20 protein-coding genes are annotated in these 14,490 nt (G+C 72.2%); 10 read left to right on the top strand and 10 right to left on the bottom strand.

All coding sequences use genetic code 11. The annotated features are described in order from the left end of the window. Nucleotides 1-26 precede the first annotated feature (26 nt). Complete coding sequence (locus tag ACFVYI_RS37965; protein WP_387894107.1) at nt 27-1,208, bottom strand: TetR/AcrR family transcriptional regulator; 1,182 nt, start codon at nt 1,206-1,208, stop codon at nt 27-29. 283 nt (nt 1,209-1,491) lie between these two features. On the opposite strand from ACFVYI_RS37965, the gene ACFVYI_RS37960 reads away from it, so the two are divergent. Continuing rightward, complete coding sequence (locus ACFVYI_RS37960; protein ID WP_387894105.1) at nt 1,492-2,649, top strand: acyl-CoA dehydrogenase family protein; 1,158 nt, start codon at nt 1,492-1,494, stop codon at nt 2,647-2,649. Between the two features lie 332 nt (nt 2,650-2,981). Here ACFVYI_RS37960 and ACFVYI_RS37955 read toward each other — a convergent pair whose 3' ends face one another. Next, on the bottom strand, nt 2,982-3,260 hold the full coding sequence (locus ACFVYI_RS37955) for a hypothetical protein (protein WP_387894103.1): 279 nt from the start codon (nt 3,258-3,260) through the stop codon (nt 2,982-2,984). 151 nt (nt 3,261-3,411) lie between these two features. On the opposite strand from ACFVYI_RS37955, the gene ACFVYI_RS37950 reads away from it, so the two are divergent. After that, complete coding sequence (locus tag ACFVYI_RS37950) at nt 3,412-3,729, top strand: cupin (protein WP_387894101.1); 318 nt, start codon at nt 3,412-3,414, stop codon at nt 3,727-3,729. Here ACFVYI_RS37950 and ACFVYI_RS37945 read toward each other — a convergent pair. Continuing rightward, nucleotides 3,719-4,309 carry a TetR/AcrR family transcriptional regulator gene (locus ACFVYI_RS37945; protein ID WP_387894099.1) on the bottom strand — a complete coding sequence of 197 codons (591 nt, stop codon included), beginning with the start codon at nt 4,307-4,309 and terminating at the stop codon, nt 3,719-3,721. The two genes, ACFVYI_RS37950 and ACFVYI_RS37945, sit on opposite strands and share 11 nt — an antisense overlap. 122 nt (nt 4,310-4,431) lie before the next feature. Between ACFVYI_RS37945 and ACFVYI_RS37940 the strand changes: the two genes are divergently transcribed. Next, nucleotides 4,432-5,979, top strand: coding sequence for an MFS transporter (locus ACFVYI_RS37940; RefSeq protein ID WP_387894097.1), 1,548 nt, complete (start codon nt 4,432-4,434; stop codon nt 5,977-5,979). A 113-nt stretch (nt 5,980-6,092) separates the two neighbouring features. Further along, complete coding sequence (locus tag ACFVYI_RS37935; protein WP_387894095.1) at nt 6,093-6,737, top strand: class I SAM-dependent methyltransferase; 645 nt, start codon at nt 6,093-6,095, stop codon at nt 6,735-6,737. Here ACFVYI_RS37935 and ACFVYI_RS37930 read toward each other — a convergent pair. Further along, nucleotides 6,734-7,606, bottom strand: coding sequence for a DUF3626 domain-containing protein (locus ACFVYI_RS37930; RefSeq protein WP_387894093.1), 873 nt, complete (start codon nt 7,604-7,606; stop codon nt 6,734-6,736). The two genes, ACFVYI_RS37935 and ACFVYI_RS37930, sit on opposite strands and share 4 nt — an antisense overlap. Before the next feature lie 125 nt (nt 7,607-7,731). On the opposite strand from ACFVYI_RS37930, the gene ACFVYI_RS37925 reads away from it, so the two are divergent. The 3 genes from ACFVYI_RS37925 (at nt 7,732) to ACFVYI_RS37915 (ending at nt 9,397) form a co-directional block, all read left to right on the top strand. Beyond that, nucleotides 7,732-8,109, top strand: a complete 378-nt coding sequence (locus ACFVYI_RS37925; protein WP_387894091.1) for a YidH family protein — start codon at nt 7,732-7,734, stop codon at nt 8,107-8,109. Between the two features lie 210 nt (nt 8,110-8,319). Next, a complete protein-coding gene (gene tatA / locus ACFVYI_RS37920) occupies nt 8,320-8,634 on the top strand; it encodes a Sec-independent protein translocase subunit TatA (RefSeq protein WP_387894089.1) in 315 nt (104 codons plus the stop codon). Between the two features lie 58 nt (nt 8,635-8,692). Continuing rightward, the gene (locus ACFVYI_RS37915; protein ID WP_387894087.1) at nt 8,693-9,397 is read left to right on the top strand and encodes a potassium channel family protein; all 705 of its coding nucleotides are present in this window, start codon (nt 8,693-8,695) and stop codon (nt 9,395-9,397) included. A gap of 19 nt (nt 9,398-9,416) precedes the next feature. On the opposite strand, the gene ACFVYI_RS37910 is transcribed toward ACFVYI_RS37915, so the two are convergent. Continuing rightward, nucleotides 9,417-9,785: a VOC family protein gene (locus ACFVYI_RS37910; protein ID WP_387894085.1), complete on the bottom strand. Its 369-nt coding sequence runs from the start codon at nt 9,783-9,785 to the stop codon at nt 9,417-9,419. 94 nt (nt 9,786-9,879) lie between these two features. After that, nucleotides 9,880-10,605, bottom strand: a complete 726-nt coding sequence (locus tag ACFVYI_RS37905; RefSeq protein ID WP_387894083.1) for a TetR/AcrR family transcriptional regulator — start codon at nt 10,603-10,605, stop codon at nt 9,880-9,882. Nucleotides 10,606-10,713: 108 nt separating this feature from the next. On the opposite strand from ACFVYI_RS37905, the gene ACFVYI_RS37900 reads away from it, so the two are divergent. Beyond that, the gene (locus ACFVYI_RS37900; protein WP_387894081.1) at nt 10,714-11,808 is read left to right on the top strand and encodes an alpha/beta fold hydrolase; all 1,095 of its coding nucleotides are present in this window, start codon (nt 10,714-10,716) and stop codon (nt 11,806-11,808) included. Between the two features lie 48 nt (nt 11,809-11,856). Here ACFVYI_RS37900 and ACFVYI_RS37895 read toward each other — a convergent pair whose 3' ends face one another. The 4 genes from ACFVYI_RS37895 to ACFVYI_RS37880 are packed head-to-tail and all read right to left on the bottom strand — an operon-like array spanning nt 11,857 to nt 13,014. Further along, the gene (locus ACFVYI_RS37895; protein WP_387894079.1) at nt 11,857-12,156 is read right to left on the bottom strand and encodes a hypothetical protein; all 300 of its coding nucleotides are present in this window, start codon (nt 12,154-12,156) and stop codon (nt 11,857-11,859) included. Then, nucleotides 12,153-12,392 (bottom strand): hypothetical protein, encoded by a 240-nt coding sequence (locus tag ACFVYI_RS37890; RefSeq protein ID WP_387883085.1) that lies wholly within the window; start codon nt 12,390-12,392, stop codon nt 12,153-12,155. Before ACFVYI_RS37890 ends, ACFVYI_RS37895 begins: the two co-directional genes overlap by 4 nt. Next, a complete protein-coding gene (locus ACFVYI_RS37885; protein ID WP_387894078.1) occupies nt 12,380-12,637 on the bottom strand; it encodes a hypothetical protein in 258 nt (85 codons plus the stop codon). The genes ACFVYI_RS37890 and ACFVYI_RS37885 overlap by 13 nt, the downstream gene beginning before the upstream one ends. Next, nucleotides 12,634-13,014, bottom strand: a complete 381-nt coding sequence (locus tag ACFVYI_RS37880; RefSeq protein ID WP_387894076.1) for an ATP-binding protein — start codon at nt 13,012-13,014, stop codon at nt 12,634-12,636. Before ACFVYI_RS37880 ends, ACFVYI_RS37885 begins: the two co-directional genes overlap by 4 nt. Nucleotides 13,015-13,328: 314 nt before the next feature. Between ACFVYI_RS37880 and ACFVYI_RS37875 the strand changes: the two genes are divergently transcribed. Continuing rightward, complete coding sequence (locus ACFVYI_RS37875; protein WP_387894074.1) at nt 13,329-14,186, top strand: helix-turn-helix domain-containing protein; 858 nt, start codon at nt 13,329-13,331, stop codon at nt 14,184-14,186. A 2-nt stretch (nt 14,187-14,188) separates the two neighbouring features. Then, entirely contained in the window at nt 14,189-14,383 is a 195-nt protein-coding gene (locus tag ACFVYI_RS37870) for a DUF397 domain-containing protein (RefSeq protein WP_387894073.1), read from the top strand. Nucleotides 14,384-14,490 lie beyond the last annotated feature (107 nt).

Here is a 14,490-nt window from a genome sequence, read left to right as displayed (position 1 = left end):
GCGCGGGGGCGGGCACCCGGCCGTCGCTATGCCGGCTCGGCCAGACCCGGCTCGGCCAGACCCAGCACGGCCCGGCCGAGCCGCCGCAGACAGTCCCCGAGGTCCGGCCGGTCGCTGTACGGGCGGTTCCGCACGCCGTCGTTGACCAGGGCGAACAGGGCGTGCACCCGGATCCGGGCCTGGGCCGCGTCGTACTCGGGGCGGACCTGGCGGAGCAGCTCGACCCACGTCCGCAGGAAGTCCCGGCGGAAGTCCACCGCGGCCCGCCGGTCCGGCGCGGCCAGCCGCTCGGTCTCGCTCAGCATCGCGCCGAGGTAGTCGCTGTTGCGCCGGGCGAAGCCCACGTAGGCGGCCAGCGCGGCCTCCAGGGCCGCCCCGGGGCCGGCGGCGACGGCGATCGCGCCCTCCACCTCGTGCCAGAGCCGCTCCCGGCTGCGCACCAGCGAGGCGGCCAGCAACTGGGCCTTGCTGTCGAAGTGCCGGTACACGCTGGGCCCCGAGATGCCCACGGCGGCGCCGAGTTGGTCGGTGCTGACGTTGTCGAACCCGCGCCGGTGGAACAACCGCACCGCCGCCGCCAGCAGTTCCTCCCGGCGGGGCTGCGGCCGCGCCGGCGCGGCGGCGGGGTGGTCCTGCGGGTCGGGGCGGGTGCCACCCAGCGGTACCGCCAGGATCGCGGCCACCAGCTCGCCGAGCAGGCGCTCGGCCCGGCGCGGCTGCGGGACGGCCGACTGGTAGGACAGAGCGGCGCCGGCCGAGAGCGCCGACCAGCAGAGCAACGCGGCGTCGGCGGCTTCGAGTTCCGGGCGCTCGGTACGGAGCACGGCGACCATCAGCGCCGCGTCCGCGCGCAGCTCGCGGCGCAGCGCGGCCCGCCGGGCGGGCGGCAGCAGCCGGGCGTCGCGCTGCACCAGCGTGCCGAGCGGCCGGTGCCCGACCGCGACGGCGGCCACGGTGGCGCCGACGGCCGCCGTGGTCGAGGCCGCGCGCAGCCCGTCCGCCAGTTCGTCCAGCCCCGACCGGAGTGTGCGGTCCAGCAGTTCGGGCTTGCCCCGGAAGTGCCGGTAGAGGGCCGGCGCGGTGATGCCGACCCCGGCGGCCACCTCCGTCATCGAGACCTGGTGGTACCCGCTGCGGTGGAAGCGCTCGGCGGCCACGGCGAGGATCTGCGCCTGCCGGGATCGTGCGGGCGGCCGTCGAACCACCATGCCGCCGCTCCCTCGCCCTTGCCCGCCCGGGTGCCGACCAGTGGTCGGCGGGGCTGGCGCCCGCACTGCCGCCCGTAGGTTAGCAAGGATTCACTTGTGGCGACCCTTGGCCTGCGAAGCCGGGCTCGGTCACGGTACGGACACCGCCGCGACGACCCTGGACAGTCGAAGCTACCCGGGATTAACTTGTGGGGCGATCAGCTGTACACCGGCCCGTAGCCGCCCGGCCGCGGCGCAGGCGTGCCGGTCCGCACCGCCCGGCACCACCGAAGGGAGCGCCGTCGTGCGCCGCACCGTGTTCACCGAGGACCACGAGGCCTTCCGGGAGACCATCCGGGACTTCATCGCCAACGAGGTCGTCCCCGTCTACGAGAGCTGGGAGGCCGAGGGCCACCCGCCGCGCGACTTCTACCGCCGGCTCGGCGCGCTCGGCGTCTTCGGCATCGAGGTCCCGGAGGAGTACGACGGCGCGGGCGAGAGCGGCTTCAAGTACCAGGCGGTCGTCGCCGAGGAGACCGCCCGGGCGGGTGTCAGCTTCGGCTCCTCCGGCGTGCACACCGGCCTGGTGCTGCCGTACCTGCTGGAGTACGCCGACGAGGAGCAGAAGCGGCGCTGGCTGCCGGGCTTCGTCTCCGGCGACATCATGACCGCCATCGCGATGACCGAGCCGGGCGCCGGCTCCGACCTCGCGGGCATCACCACCACCGCCCGGCTCTCCGAGGACGGCACCCACTACGTCCTCAACGGCGCCAAGACCTTCATCACCGGCGGTGTGCTCGCCGACCTCGTCCTGGTGATCTGCCGCACCGCGCCGTACGACCCGCAGAACCGCCGGGCCGGCCTCTCCATCCTCTGCGTGGACACCACCTCCGAGGGCTACACCGTCGGCCGCAAGCTGCAGAAGATCGGCCTGCGCACCTCCGACACCGCCGAGCTGGCGTTCAGCGACGTCAAGGTGCCGGTGGAGAACCTGCTCGGCGAGGAGGGCAAGGCCTTCTCCTACCTGACCCACAACCTGGTGCAGGAGCGGCTGGCGATCGCGGTCGGCGCCTACGCGGCGTCCGCGGCGGCGGTGCGGTTCGCGGTCCAGTACGTCAAGGAGCGCAAGGTGTTCGGCCAGGCGGTGGCCGAGTTCCAGAACACCAAGTTCACGCTGGCCGACTGCGAGGCCCAGGTGGTGGCCCAGCAGTCGATGGTCGACCGCGCGCTCGAGCTGTACCAGAACGGGGAGCTGACGGTCGCGGACGCGGCGGCGACGAAGCTGTTCTGCACCGAGTCGGCCTCCGGTGTGATCGACAAGTGCCTCCAGCTGCACGGCGGTTACGGCTACATCCTGGAGTACCCGATCGCCCGCCTCTACACCGACAACCGGGTGTTCCGGATCTACGGCGGCACCAGCGAGGTCATGCGCAGCATCGTCGCGAAGTCGCTCGGCCTGTAGCGGACGCCCTGCGGGAAGCCCCGCGGGCCCGCCGGCCTCCCGGGCCCCGCGGGGCCTCCGGGCCGTCACTGCCGGGAGCGCCGGTGGGCCGCACCCCCATGGCGGCCCGCCGCACTCCCCCACCCGGCACTCCCCCGCCCGGCGCACGCCTGCCCGGCGCACGATTGCCCGCGCACGATTGCGCCGCCCGGGTGAAGCCGGGCGGCGCGGCAGCGGACGGTGGGACGGTCGGACGGGGGCGGGCGGCGAGGCGGTGGACCGGCGGAGCGGTCGCCGGGCACCCGAGCGGGCCGGCGATCGGGCCATGCGGGCCACGCGGGCCACACTCGGGCTCAGTTGGGCGAGCCCTGCTCGGCCCGCCAGGCCTGCCAGCCCGCCGTCGAGGCCGCCGTCGAAGCCACCTTGGCCTGACGCAGCGCCCGCTGTGCCATGGCCGTCGGCGGGGTGTCCAGCTGTCGGACCCAACTGCGGCCGGCCGTGGCCAGCGCCACGCACACCATGACCGCCCCGGCCGCCCCGAGCACCGCGCCGATGCCCGTGAGAACCGCACCGCCGGCCAGCAGCGGACGGTTGACCTGGAAGCCGCTGAGGAAACTGTTATTGGTCGCCATGGGTCCACCATGGGCGCAGTCCGCGATCGCCGCACGCCGGGTTGCTCCGGGGTGCGCGAGCCGGGTGAGTCCGCGACGCTGGCCCCAGGGGCGCCGTGAGGGGCCCGGCAGGCAGGCCCCGGAGGACACCCCCGGCCCAGGAGGACACCCGATGGTCGATCTCGAACAGCTCGCCGTGGAGCACGCGGCCAAGGCCGCCGAGAGCCCGCACGGGCGCAGCGCCCACCTCGTGGTGCACGACGGCGTGCTGCGCCAGACCGTGATCGCGCTGACCGCCGGAACCGCGCTAGACGAGCACAACGCGCCCGCGGCCGCGAGCATTCAGGTGCTGCGCGGCCGGGTCTCGCTGACCGTCGCCGGGCGTCTGCAGGAGTTGTCCGCGGGCCAGCTGCACCCGATCCCGCAGGACCGGCACGGGCTGCTGGCCCACGTCGACTCGGTGGTGCTGCTGACGGCCGTCACGGCGTAGGCGGCCGCAGCACGGCGTCGCCGACCAGCTGCAGTCCGCGCAGGAAGTCCCGCCCGGTCGGCGCCATCTCGGGCGCGGCCAGCCACTGCGCGGCCAGGCCCACCAGCAGGGCCTGGTAGAAGATGCCGCGGGCCAGTTCGTCCTCGGTGTCCGACACCTCGGTGAGCCCCTGGAACAGTGCCGCGAGCCCGAGCCTCCCGTCCCTCTGCGCCGCGGTGAGCGCCGCCGCCAGCTCGGGTGCCCGCTCGGCCTGCGCCATCGCCTCGAACTGTGCCGCCCAGAGGCCGCGGTGTTCGGCGAAGGTCTCCTTCACCCCGTCCCAGACCGCGACGAACCGCTCCTCCGGGCCGTCCGCGAGCTCGTTCGCGCGTGCCACCACGACGCCCAGGGCCCCGCCCCACTCCTCCGTCGCCCCGATCAGCGCCGCGTTGAGCAGTGCCTCCTTGGAGCCGAAGTGGTAGCCGATGGCCGCCAGGCTGACGCCGGAGGCGGTGGCGATGTCCCGGGCGGTGGTGCGCCCGTAGCCCTTCTCGTACAGGCAGCGCTTGGCGCCGGCCAGCAGGTCCTCACGATTTCCCATGGCCCGATGCTAAGGCCTGCCTGGACAAATGTCTTGCACGCTCGTCTCACACATAAGCCTGAGACAAATGATTTAGACGCTTGTACTAGACAAGCGTCTGACACGCCCGTACCGTCTTCCCCATGACCGCAACCACCGGCCGCGCAGGCCGTCGCGAATGGATCGGCCTCGCCGTCCTCCTGCTCCCGACGCTCGTCCTCACCATGGACATGGGCGTGCTCTTCTTCGCCGTCCCGTACATCTCCACCACGCTGGCGCCGAGCGGCACCGAGCAGCTGTGGATCATGGACATGTACTCGTTCCTGCTGGCCGGCCTGCTGATCACGATGGGCTCGCTGGGCGACCGGATCGGCCGCCGCCGACTGCTGATGATCGGCGCCGCCGGCTTCATCGGCGCCTCGGTACTGGCCGCCTACGCCGACGGCGCGGGCCAGCTGATCGCCGCCCGCGCCGTCCTCGGCGCCGCCGGGGCGACGGTGATGCCCTCGACCCTCGCGCTGATCCGCAACATGTTCCACGACCCCAAGCAGCGGCAGATCGCCCTCGGCGCCTGGGGCGGCATCCTCACCGCCGGCGCCACGCTCGGCCCGGTGGTCGGCGGCCTCCTGCTGGACCACTTCTGGTGGGGGTCGGTCTTCCTGGTCGCCGTCCCGGTGATGGTGCTGCTGCTGATCGCCGCCCCCGTCCTGCTGCCCGAGTACCGCTCCCCGCAGCGCGGCCGCTTCGACCTGCTCGGCGCCGGCCTCTCGCTGGCCGCGATCCTGCCGCTGGTCTACGGCGTCAAGACCCTCGCGGTGGACGGCTGGAGCCCGCTCGCCGCCGCGGCCGTCCCGGTCGGGCTGCTCTTCGTCGGCCTCTTCGTGTGGCGCCAGCGCACCGCCGCCGACCCGCTGCTCGACCTGAGCCTGTTCCGGATCCGCGCCTTCACCGGGGCGATCACCGTCAACACGGTGGCGATGTTCGCGATGATGGGCTTCACCCTCTTCACCTCGCAGTACCTGCAGCTGGTCAAGGGCATGAGCCCGCTGACGGCCTCGCTCTGGTCGCTCGTCCCCAGCGTGGGCGTCGGTGCGGCGGTCGGTGTGAGCTCGGCGCTCGCCGGGAAGGTCCGTCCGGCGGTGCTGATGGCCGGTGGCTTCGTGGTCGGCGCGGTCGGCTTCGCGATGATGACGCAGGTCGGCACCGACTCCCCGCTCGCCCTCATCCTCACCGCGGCGGGCGTCCTGGCCGCCGGCACCGTCGGCACCATGACCCTCACCGCCGAGATGGTCGTCTCCGCCGCGCCGATCGAGCGGGCCGGCACCGCCTCCGCGACCTCCGAGACCGCGGTCGAGCTCGGCAGCTCGCTCGGCATCGCGCTGCTCGGCGCGGCCGGCGCCGCCGTCTACCGCTCCCGGCTGGACGGCGCCCTCCCGGCCGGTCTGGACGGCGAGGCCGCCCGCACCGCCCAGGACACCCTCGGCGGCGCGGTCACCGTCGCCGCCGAGCTGCCCGGCCGCCTCGGCACCGAGCTGCTCGGCACCGCCCGCGCCGCCTTCACCGACGGCATGCACGTGGCCGCCGTGGTCGGCCTGGTCTTCGCGGTCGGCGCCGCCCTCCTGGCCTACCGCCTGATGGCCCACCTCCCCGCGCACACCGCCGAACCCGCCGCCGAACCGGTCGCCGTCTGACCGGAACCCCGCCCTGCGCGTCATCAAGAGCCCCCGCCCACCCGGGCGGGGGCTCTCGCACGCGTGCCCGGAGGGCTGTCGCGGAGCGGCTGCGGCGTGCCAGGCTGCCGCCCATGTCGCACAGTGCTGAACACGGGCGGGTCCGGGCCGGCTACGACGCCGTCGCGGAGGAGTACCGGAAGCGGATCGGGGGCGAGCTGGCCCACAAGGCGGTCGACCGGGCGCTGCTCGGGGTGGTGGTGGAGGCCGCCCGGGGCGGCCTGGTGGCGGACCTCGGGTGCGGGCCGGGGCACGTGGCGGGGTGGCTGGCGGAGCAGGGCGCTTCGGTCGTCGGGATCGACCTGTCGCCGGGGATGGTGGAGATCGCCCGGCGGGAGCACCCGGAGGCGGAGTTCCGCGAGGGGGACCTGCTGCGGCTGCCCGCCGCGGACGGGGAGTTCGCGGCCGCGGTCGCGCTCTACTCGGTGATCCACCTCGAACCCGGGGAGCTGCGGCCCGCGTTCGAGGAGATGCGGCGGGTGCTGCGGCCCTCCGGCACCCTGCTGGTCTCGTTCCACCTCGGCACCGAGGTGCGGAGGCTCGACGAGTGGTGGGGGCACTCCGTCGCCATCGACTTCCACTTCCTGGAGTCGGACCGCGTCGCCGCCCTGCTGACGGAGGCCGGGTTCACCGTCGAGGCGCGGCTGGAACGGGAGGGCCTCCCGGAGGAGGCGGCCACCCGCCGCGGCTACCTGCTGGCCCGCCGCAATGAGGGTTAGCCCTCGACCGGGCCCTCGACCGGTGAGCCGAAGCGGGCCAGGTAGTGCCAGACCCGCTTGAGGTCCTGCGGATCGTGCCGGCCGGTGCGGACGGCGTCGCCGATGATGCGCGGGTCGAGCAGGCCGTCCTCGGCGATCGCGACGCCGAGGGCGACGAACTCGGGGCCCCGGTACTCGGGGTGACGGCTCAGCTCCTCGGTGGTCAGGCGCAGGCCCGGGTGCCATTCGAGCGCGCACGGCAGCCGGCGGGCCCGCTCCTCGACCGGGGTGCCCCGGAAGCTCGGGTCGAGGACCAGCGCCTCCACGTCCGTGTCGAGCCGGACCGGGCCGTGCACCTGGGCCTCGATGTAGTCGTCCAGCCGGTCCGCGTCGTCCGCCTCGGCGAGGGCGATCAGGGGCATCCGCTCGGCGGTGCCGAAGTCGGTCGGGTCGAGGAAGCTGTCCGGGTAGCAGAAGGTGGCGCGGGCGAGGGCCTGCGGGGCGAGCCGGACGTGGGCCGAGCCGAAGCGCGGCGCCGCGCCGAGCGCCTTGCGGCGGAAGTTCAGCGCGCCGTACACCGGGCGTTCGTCGGCCGGGGCCTCGTCGTACGCGCCGCCGAAGATCCGGCTCTCCCAGCGCCAGCGGTCGCCGCCGGGGTGGGCGGTCAGGCCGCCGTTGCCGGTCCCGGTGACGAACTGGGAGCGGTAGACGCCGTCGTGCGCGAGCGACTCCAGGATGTCCCGGCCGCCGTCGGCCCGGTCGGGGTGGAAGTTGAGCGTGACGCGCAGGTCGGCACCGAGCGGGCCCCCGGTGGCGAGGGCCGTGACGTGCCGCAGGGCTCGCTGCTGGGCGGGGCTCGGGATCGCGGGGCCGGCCGTGTCGATGCTCATCGCGGCAGTCTGACGGACGCCGGCCGGTCGGCGCATCCGAGTTCCCCGGGGCCTGAGCTGCGAAGTGGAGCCCGGCAGGGCAGCCTGGGTTCGACGGGAACACCGGGAGCGCAGCGGGAGGGCCGATGCCGGACCTGGAGCCGGGGCCGGAAGAGCAGTCGCAGGCCGGCGAGGAGCCGGACTACCGCTTCTCGCTGGCCAACGAGCGGACCTTCCTGGCCTGGATCCGGACCTCGCTCGCCCTGCTCGCGGGCGGGATCGCCGTCGATCAGCTCACCCCTGACGTCGCCCCCGCGCCGTTGCGGATCGCCCTGGCCGTGTTCTGCGCGCTCGGCGGCGCGGTGCTCGGGGTGACGGCGTACCGGCGGTGGACCAGGGTCGAGGCGGCGATGCGCGCCGGGGCGCCGCTCCCCCCGGGGAGACCCGTCCTGCTGGTGCTGGCGGTCGGGGTGGCGGTGGTGGCGGCGGTGTTCTGCGGCCTCATGATCGGTTATGCCAATTGAGCCCGACGGCCGGGATGGCCGGAATGGCCGGAATGGCCGGAATTCACCGCGTGTTCCACACCACTAATCGCCGTCCGCCTTGGCGGCACCTGGTTTTTGACCAGCGTTTCCCGGCCGGTGTATACGTTCGCCGCTACGGCCAGGCATACTGGCCAGGTCGGGCGCTTTGCCCTCCCGTGACTATAGACAAGAAGGGACCGGTGGCCAGGGATGCTGCGGAACGGTCTTGAGCCCTGGCACCTCCTGGTGGTGCTGGCGGTCGTCATCCTGCTGTTCGGATCGAAGAAGCTGCCGGAGATGGCCCGTGGCCTCGGCAAGTCCATGCGCATTCTGAAGGCGGAGACGAAGGCGCTGCGCGAGGACGAGGCACCGGCCGCGGACGCCGCCGCCGCGCCGGGCACGGCGCAGAGCACCGCCGCCCCGCAGGCGCAGGCCGCGCCGCAGCAGCCGGCCGCCCAGCAGGCGGTCGCGCCGACCAACGTGACCAAGGCCACCGAGACCCCCCGGTCCACCACCACGGCCTGAGGTTCTTCTCCGACCGAGCCCCCGCCGGAAACGGCGGGGGCTTCGTCGTGTCCGGGGCGTGGGCGACGTGTGGGGCCCGTTCGGCGTGTTCGGCCCGTCCGGCCGCTCGGCCCGTTCGGAGCAGCCCGCCGGGCGGGTCCGGCGCCGCTGCGGCAGGCTGAGCGGGATGTCCGCGCCCCCGCTCCCGCCCGCCGCGACCCGCATCGACGTGCGGGCCTGGCTCCTCCTGCTGGGCTCCTTCGCCCTGCTGATGGTCGCGTACTTCACCCTGCCGCTGCGCTACTTCGGCGAACACCGCCCGGTGCTCAGCTGGCTGGTGTTCGCCGCCGTCCTGATGCTGCTGAGCGGGCTCCTGCTGGCCCGGATCCTCGACCTCCTGCGCGGGACGGGCAAACGGCCCGGCTTGTGGCTGGTCGTCCTGATCTGCCTCTCGATGAACGTCTTCGCCGGGACGTACTACGTCCTGGCCGCCTCGGCCGGCGAGTTCGACGGGCTGAACACCCGGCTCGACGCGCTCTACTTCACCATCGTCACGATGGCCACCGTCGGCTACGGCGACATCACCGCGGTCGGCCAGTGGCCCCGGCTCATCGTGATCCTGCAGATCGTCTACAACTTCGTCTTCCTGGCGGCCGCCGCCGGGACCCTGTCGCAGCGGGTCCGCAGCGGACTGGAGAGCCGGATCCGGGAACAGGGCGAGGGTGGTCGGAGCGGCCGTGGTCGTCGCGGCCACCGCGGCGGCCACGACGACCACGACGGCTGACGCGGATTCCGGCCGACCGTCAGCCGTGGCTGGTGTCGATCACGCAGAAGCGGTTGCCGTCCGGGTCGGCGAGGACGACGAAGTCCGGGTCCTCCGGGTAGCGGTCCCAGTCGACGGACCTGGCCCCCAGCGCGAGCAGCCGCTCGATCTCGGCCGCCTGCTCGGCGGCGTCCGCCGCGTACAGGTCGAGGTGAACGCGCGGGTGCTCCTGGACGGGCGACTCGCTGAGGCCGAGTGCCAGTTGCACACCGGGCCCCTTCGCGGGCACCAGGACCACCCAGTGGTCCGCGCCCTCGTCACGGGGGACGTAGTCCAGCGCCTCCGTCCAGAAGGCGACCGCACGCCGCACGTCCGCGACACCCAACACGATGGATCCGATGGTCAGCATGGGCCGATTCTGCCCGGTCGCACGCCGTGGGCAGCGGGAATTCCGGGTCGGGACGGCGCCGGGCGGGGGGCGCCCACCGCCGTCCTGGCGGGACTCAGCGCCCGTCGATCAGTGGGGTGACCCCGTCCAGGATGCGTTCCAGGCCGAAGTCGAGGGGGTCCTGGTCCTGGGGGGCGAAGGCCCCGGCGGCGATGGCGGCGGCCAGTGCGGGGAACCGGTGGCCGTGGCGCTCCAGCACGTCACCGGCGAGTCGGTTCCACTCCTCGTTGCCCTCTTCGTCGTCGTCGACGAGTTGCTGGGCGAGGCCGCGGATGTGACCGATGACCAGCAGGACGGTGTCGTGCTGCTGTGCGGCGGGCAGCCCGGTCGGGGCCAGGGCGGCCAGCGCGGCGTCGAGCCAGGCCAACTGGTTGGGGCCCATGAGCTGTCGGCGCATGGTGGTGGCGGTCAGGATCCACGGGTGGTGGCGGTACAGCGCCCAGCACTGGCGGGCCCATTCGGTCAGCTGGGGGCGCCAGCCGGGTACCCGGCCGATGGCTTCGGAGGGCGTGCCGAGGGCGGAGTCGACCATCAGGTCGACCAGCTCGGCCTTGCCGGGGAAGTACCGGTACAGCGCCATGGTGGTGACGTCGAGCTCGGCGGCGACCCGCTGCATGGAGACCGCGTCCAGGCCCTCCGCGTCGGCGATCTCGATGGCGCCGGCGACGATCCGCTCCGCGGTCAGTGAAGGCTTCGGGCCGCGCCGGGGCTGATCCTGCTCGCCCCACAGCAGCGCCAGGCTCGCCTTCGGGTCGCGCTTCTTCTCCCTGCTCCCAGCCATGCGGGCCCTCCTCGGTGCGTTCCGTCGGCCGATCGTTGACGACCGCTCGGAACTGTGTATAACATAAACCTAATTGCGTAGCAGATAAACAGTTCAGGGGAGTCACCTGTGATCGCCACCGTCCTCATCGCCTCCGCCGCCGCTCTCGCCGCGCCCGCCGTCGGCGCCCTGGGCCACCGCCGCCTCAAGAAGGCCGCCGGCGCCCGGCTGATGCGGATCGACGTGCCGAACGGCATCGACGTGCAGGACTTCGTCCGCATCGGCGGGATCGAGCAGTGGATCTCGATCCGCGGCGAGGACCGGACCAACCCGGTGATGCTGGAGATCCACGGCGGCCCCGGTGCCTCCAACGCGGTCTACGGGCCGCGCACCCGGGCCTGGGAGAAGCACTTCACGATCGTCCGTTGGGACATGCGCGGCACCGGCAAGACCCTCGGCCGATCCGGCGTCGACGGGCAGGGCGAGCTGAGCTTCGCCCGGATGTACGAGGACGCCGTCGAGGTCACCCACCACGTGCGCAGCAGGCTCGGTGTCGACCGGGTCGTCCTGGTCGCCAACTCCTTCGGCAGCGCCTTCGGACTGCGCCTGGCCCGCCAGTACCCCGACCTCTACTCCGCCTACGTCGGCACCGACCAGAACATCCACGACGCCGGCCGCGACGACTCCGCCCACCGGGCCCTGCTCGCCCGGCTGCGCGCCGCGGGCAAGCGCAAGGAGCTCGCCGCCGTCGAGGAGCTCGGCTCCGACAAGCGGACCTGGACCGCCGAGCAGCACGGCGCCCATGCCAAGATCGTCGCCACCACCGACCCGCTGACCTTCGCCACCATGAAGTCCGTGGTCATGAAGTCGCTCTGGCTCTCCCCGCTGCACTCGCTCCGCGAGCTGGGCACCCTCGGCAAGGGCATGAAGCTCTCCGAACAGATCCTCCCCGCCACCGCCGAGTTCGACGACTGGGCCGACGGCACCCGCTTCGACCTGCCCTTCTTCATCTTCCAGGGCGACCGGGACGTGCTCACCCCGGCCGACCGCGCCAAGCGGTTCTTCGACGACGTGCAGGCCCCGGTCAAGGACTTCGCACTGATCGAAGACGCGAGCCACTTCGCGTCCTTCCGGCACCCCGACCGGTTCCTCGACCTGATGCTGGCCAAGGTGCGGCCCGTGGTCGCCGGTCGTACGCACGCCGCTGCCGCTGCCGCCCGGTAGCGGCGAGGCCCCTGCCCTGGGTGGGGCGGGGGCCTCTGCGTGTTCCGCTCAGGTGGGTATGCGATGTCGGCCGGGGGTGGTGTTTCGGTGGGGCTGTCGGGTTTCGGGGCCGTAGTGGCCGGCCTGGCGGGCGATCCAGGCGTATTCGGTGGTGCCGTCGGGGAGTTGGCGCAGTTCCCAGCGGCCGTGGCGGGTGATGGGCGGGGGTGGGGGTTTGGGGGCGAGGGTGTGCTGGTCGTCGTTGACCTTGAGGGCGGTGATGACGCCGAGGGCGACGGTGGTGAGGGCGAGCGCGAGGAGGGTGAGGAGGGCGGCGCCGATGAGGAAGTCGGCGGTGCCGGTTCTCATCGGCGGATTCCCAGGACGCGGTGGCCGAGGTGGGCGGCGAGGGCGTGGAGGAGTTCGTGGGCCTGGTCGCGGGTGAGGGGGAGGGCGAGCTGTTCGCCGGGGCCGGTGTGGATGTCGAGGTCGACGGCGAGGCGGAGCTGGACGGTGGCGTCGGGGGTGTGTTCGACGGCGAGGTAGGCGACGGTGGTGCGCTCGGTGTGGATCGCTTCGGTGATGAGGGGGATCAGGACTCCCACGGCTCGTTCCTCTCGGTGTCGCGCAGCAGGTGGAGGAGGTTGAGGAGGGTGGCGAGGGGGGCGTTGCCGAAGTCGACGAGGATGCGGCCGTCGACGGTGCTGTGGTGGGTGGTGGCGGAGCCCCACTGGATGCCGAACCTGGCGCCTCGGGTGTGGAGTTCGCCGAGGAGGGTGGTGATCTGGGTGTGGGTGTAGTCGCGCATGCGGGGGTCGTCGGGCGCGATCGGGGTGCGGTTGATGGTCACGCGGCGGCGTCCAGCTCGAACCAGACGGTCTTGCCGCCGCGCTTGCGGGGGTCGGTGCCGAAGCGGTGGGTGAGGGAGCGCACGAGGTGCAGGCCCCGGCCGGAGAGCTCGTAGGGGTCGGCGCTCTGACGCGGCTCGGGCAGGACGGGGCTGTCGTCCGCGACGGAGACGCGCAGGGTGCGGCCGGCGTGGAGGACGACCACGACGGTGGGGGCGGGGGTGGCTCCGTGACGCCAGGCGTTGATGTACAGCTCGCACAGGGCGAGTTCGGCGTCGGCGATCAGGTCGTCCGGCCAGGCAGCGAGGGCGAGGGCGTCACGCAGCTCCTCGCGGGCGGCGGACCAGTCGGGCGGTTCGGGCAGCGTGAAGGCACACATGAGGGACCTCCGGAAAGAGGATGCAGTGGGTTCGTCGACCAGCGAAGGTGTCGTCGCCGTGAGCCAAGCCAGAACGGGACCGGGATGCCACGCATGGCTGCTCTGCGGTGCGAGGGCAGCAGGCGCCTACTGCCCTGGAAACAGGCGTTACTGACGATCCATCGGATCGATGTGAGAACGACCATAGCGCACTTGAGTATCCAAATTTCCGCAGTAGCTGGATTTTCCCTCTACGGTGGTAGCCGCGCCCCAGATGGACCGCCACGCGACCGTCGCGGCAGACTGGGCCCCGATCCTTGTCCCGGAAGGAAGTCATGCCTCCACGCAGCACCCCAACGCTCCGCCAACGCAGACTTGGCGCTGAGATCCGGAGGATGCGAGAGCAGGCCGGCTTCGGCGGCAGTCAGCTCGGTCGCATCGTGGGGATGACCCCTGCCCAGGTGACACAGATGGAGTCGGCGAGGATTGGCATCAGCGTGGAACGCCTGCGCACGATCGCCGCAGCGTGCATGTGCGTCAACCAGCCACTGATCGATGCACTCGCAGACATCATCACGGAACGGGGTAAGAGCGGCTGGTGGGAGGAGTACCGCGAGACCCTGGCAGCGGACTTTCTTGAAGTTGCAGAGCTCGAAAGCTATGCGCGAACGCTTTCGACCTACACGATCACCTTCGTCCCCGGGCTGCTTCAGACCAGCAGCTACGCTTCCGCTGTCTTCTCACAGGCTTACCCTCCCCTCCCGCGACACCAGGTCGACCTCAGGACGGCATTCCGCATTCAGCGGCAGCGCGTCGTCCACTCTGGCGCGACACCGTATTCAGCATTCATCCATGAAGCGGCGCTTCGGATGCAGTTCAGCGGGACGCAGGTCCGTGCCGATCAACTTGCCGCTCTGATCGAGGACTCCGAGGCTCCCGGCATCTCCATCCGAGTCCTGCCGTTCGACATCGCAGGCTTGCCGAGCCCCATTGAGAACTTCACCCACGCCGCAGGGCCGATTCCTGACCTGGACACGGTGCAGACAGACACAGGGTTTGGCAGCCAACTCCTCGATGCTCCAGCCCACGTAGCCAGGTTCCGAGCCATCCTCGCTCAGATGGATTCGACTGCCCTCTCCGTGGAGGACTCCCGAGACTTCCTCCGATCTATGAAGAAGGAAATGGAAAAGTAAGCATGCTTAGCTCCGTGTGGCAGAAGTCCAGTTACTCCGCAGCACACGACGACTGTGTCGAGGTACGCGTGGTAGGCGGACTGGTCGAGCTACGCGAGTCCGACGACGGCGACATCATCGTCCGCACCACCCCCACCAAGTTCGCCGCGCTCCTCCAAGGCATCAAGGCCGGCGAGTTCGACCACCTCACCACCTGACCTGATATCGGCCCCTCGCTCGCCCGAGCGAGGGGCCGACGAACAACCCTGGCCGCCATAGCACTTCACCTCAGCGCAACAGAGCTGCGGAGCGGGAAGTCGGACCC

The sequence above is a fragment of the Kitasatospora sp. NPDC058218 genome (genome assembly GCF_042882445.1).
Taxonomy (GTDB): Bacteria; Actinomycetota; Actinomycetes; order Streptomycetales; family Streptomycetaceae; genus Kitasatospora.
The sequence above is the reverse complement of the archived record's forward strand: the minus strand, read 5'-3'. Positions and strand labels throughout refer to the sequence as shown.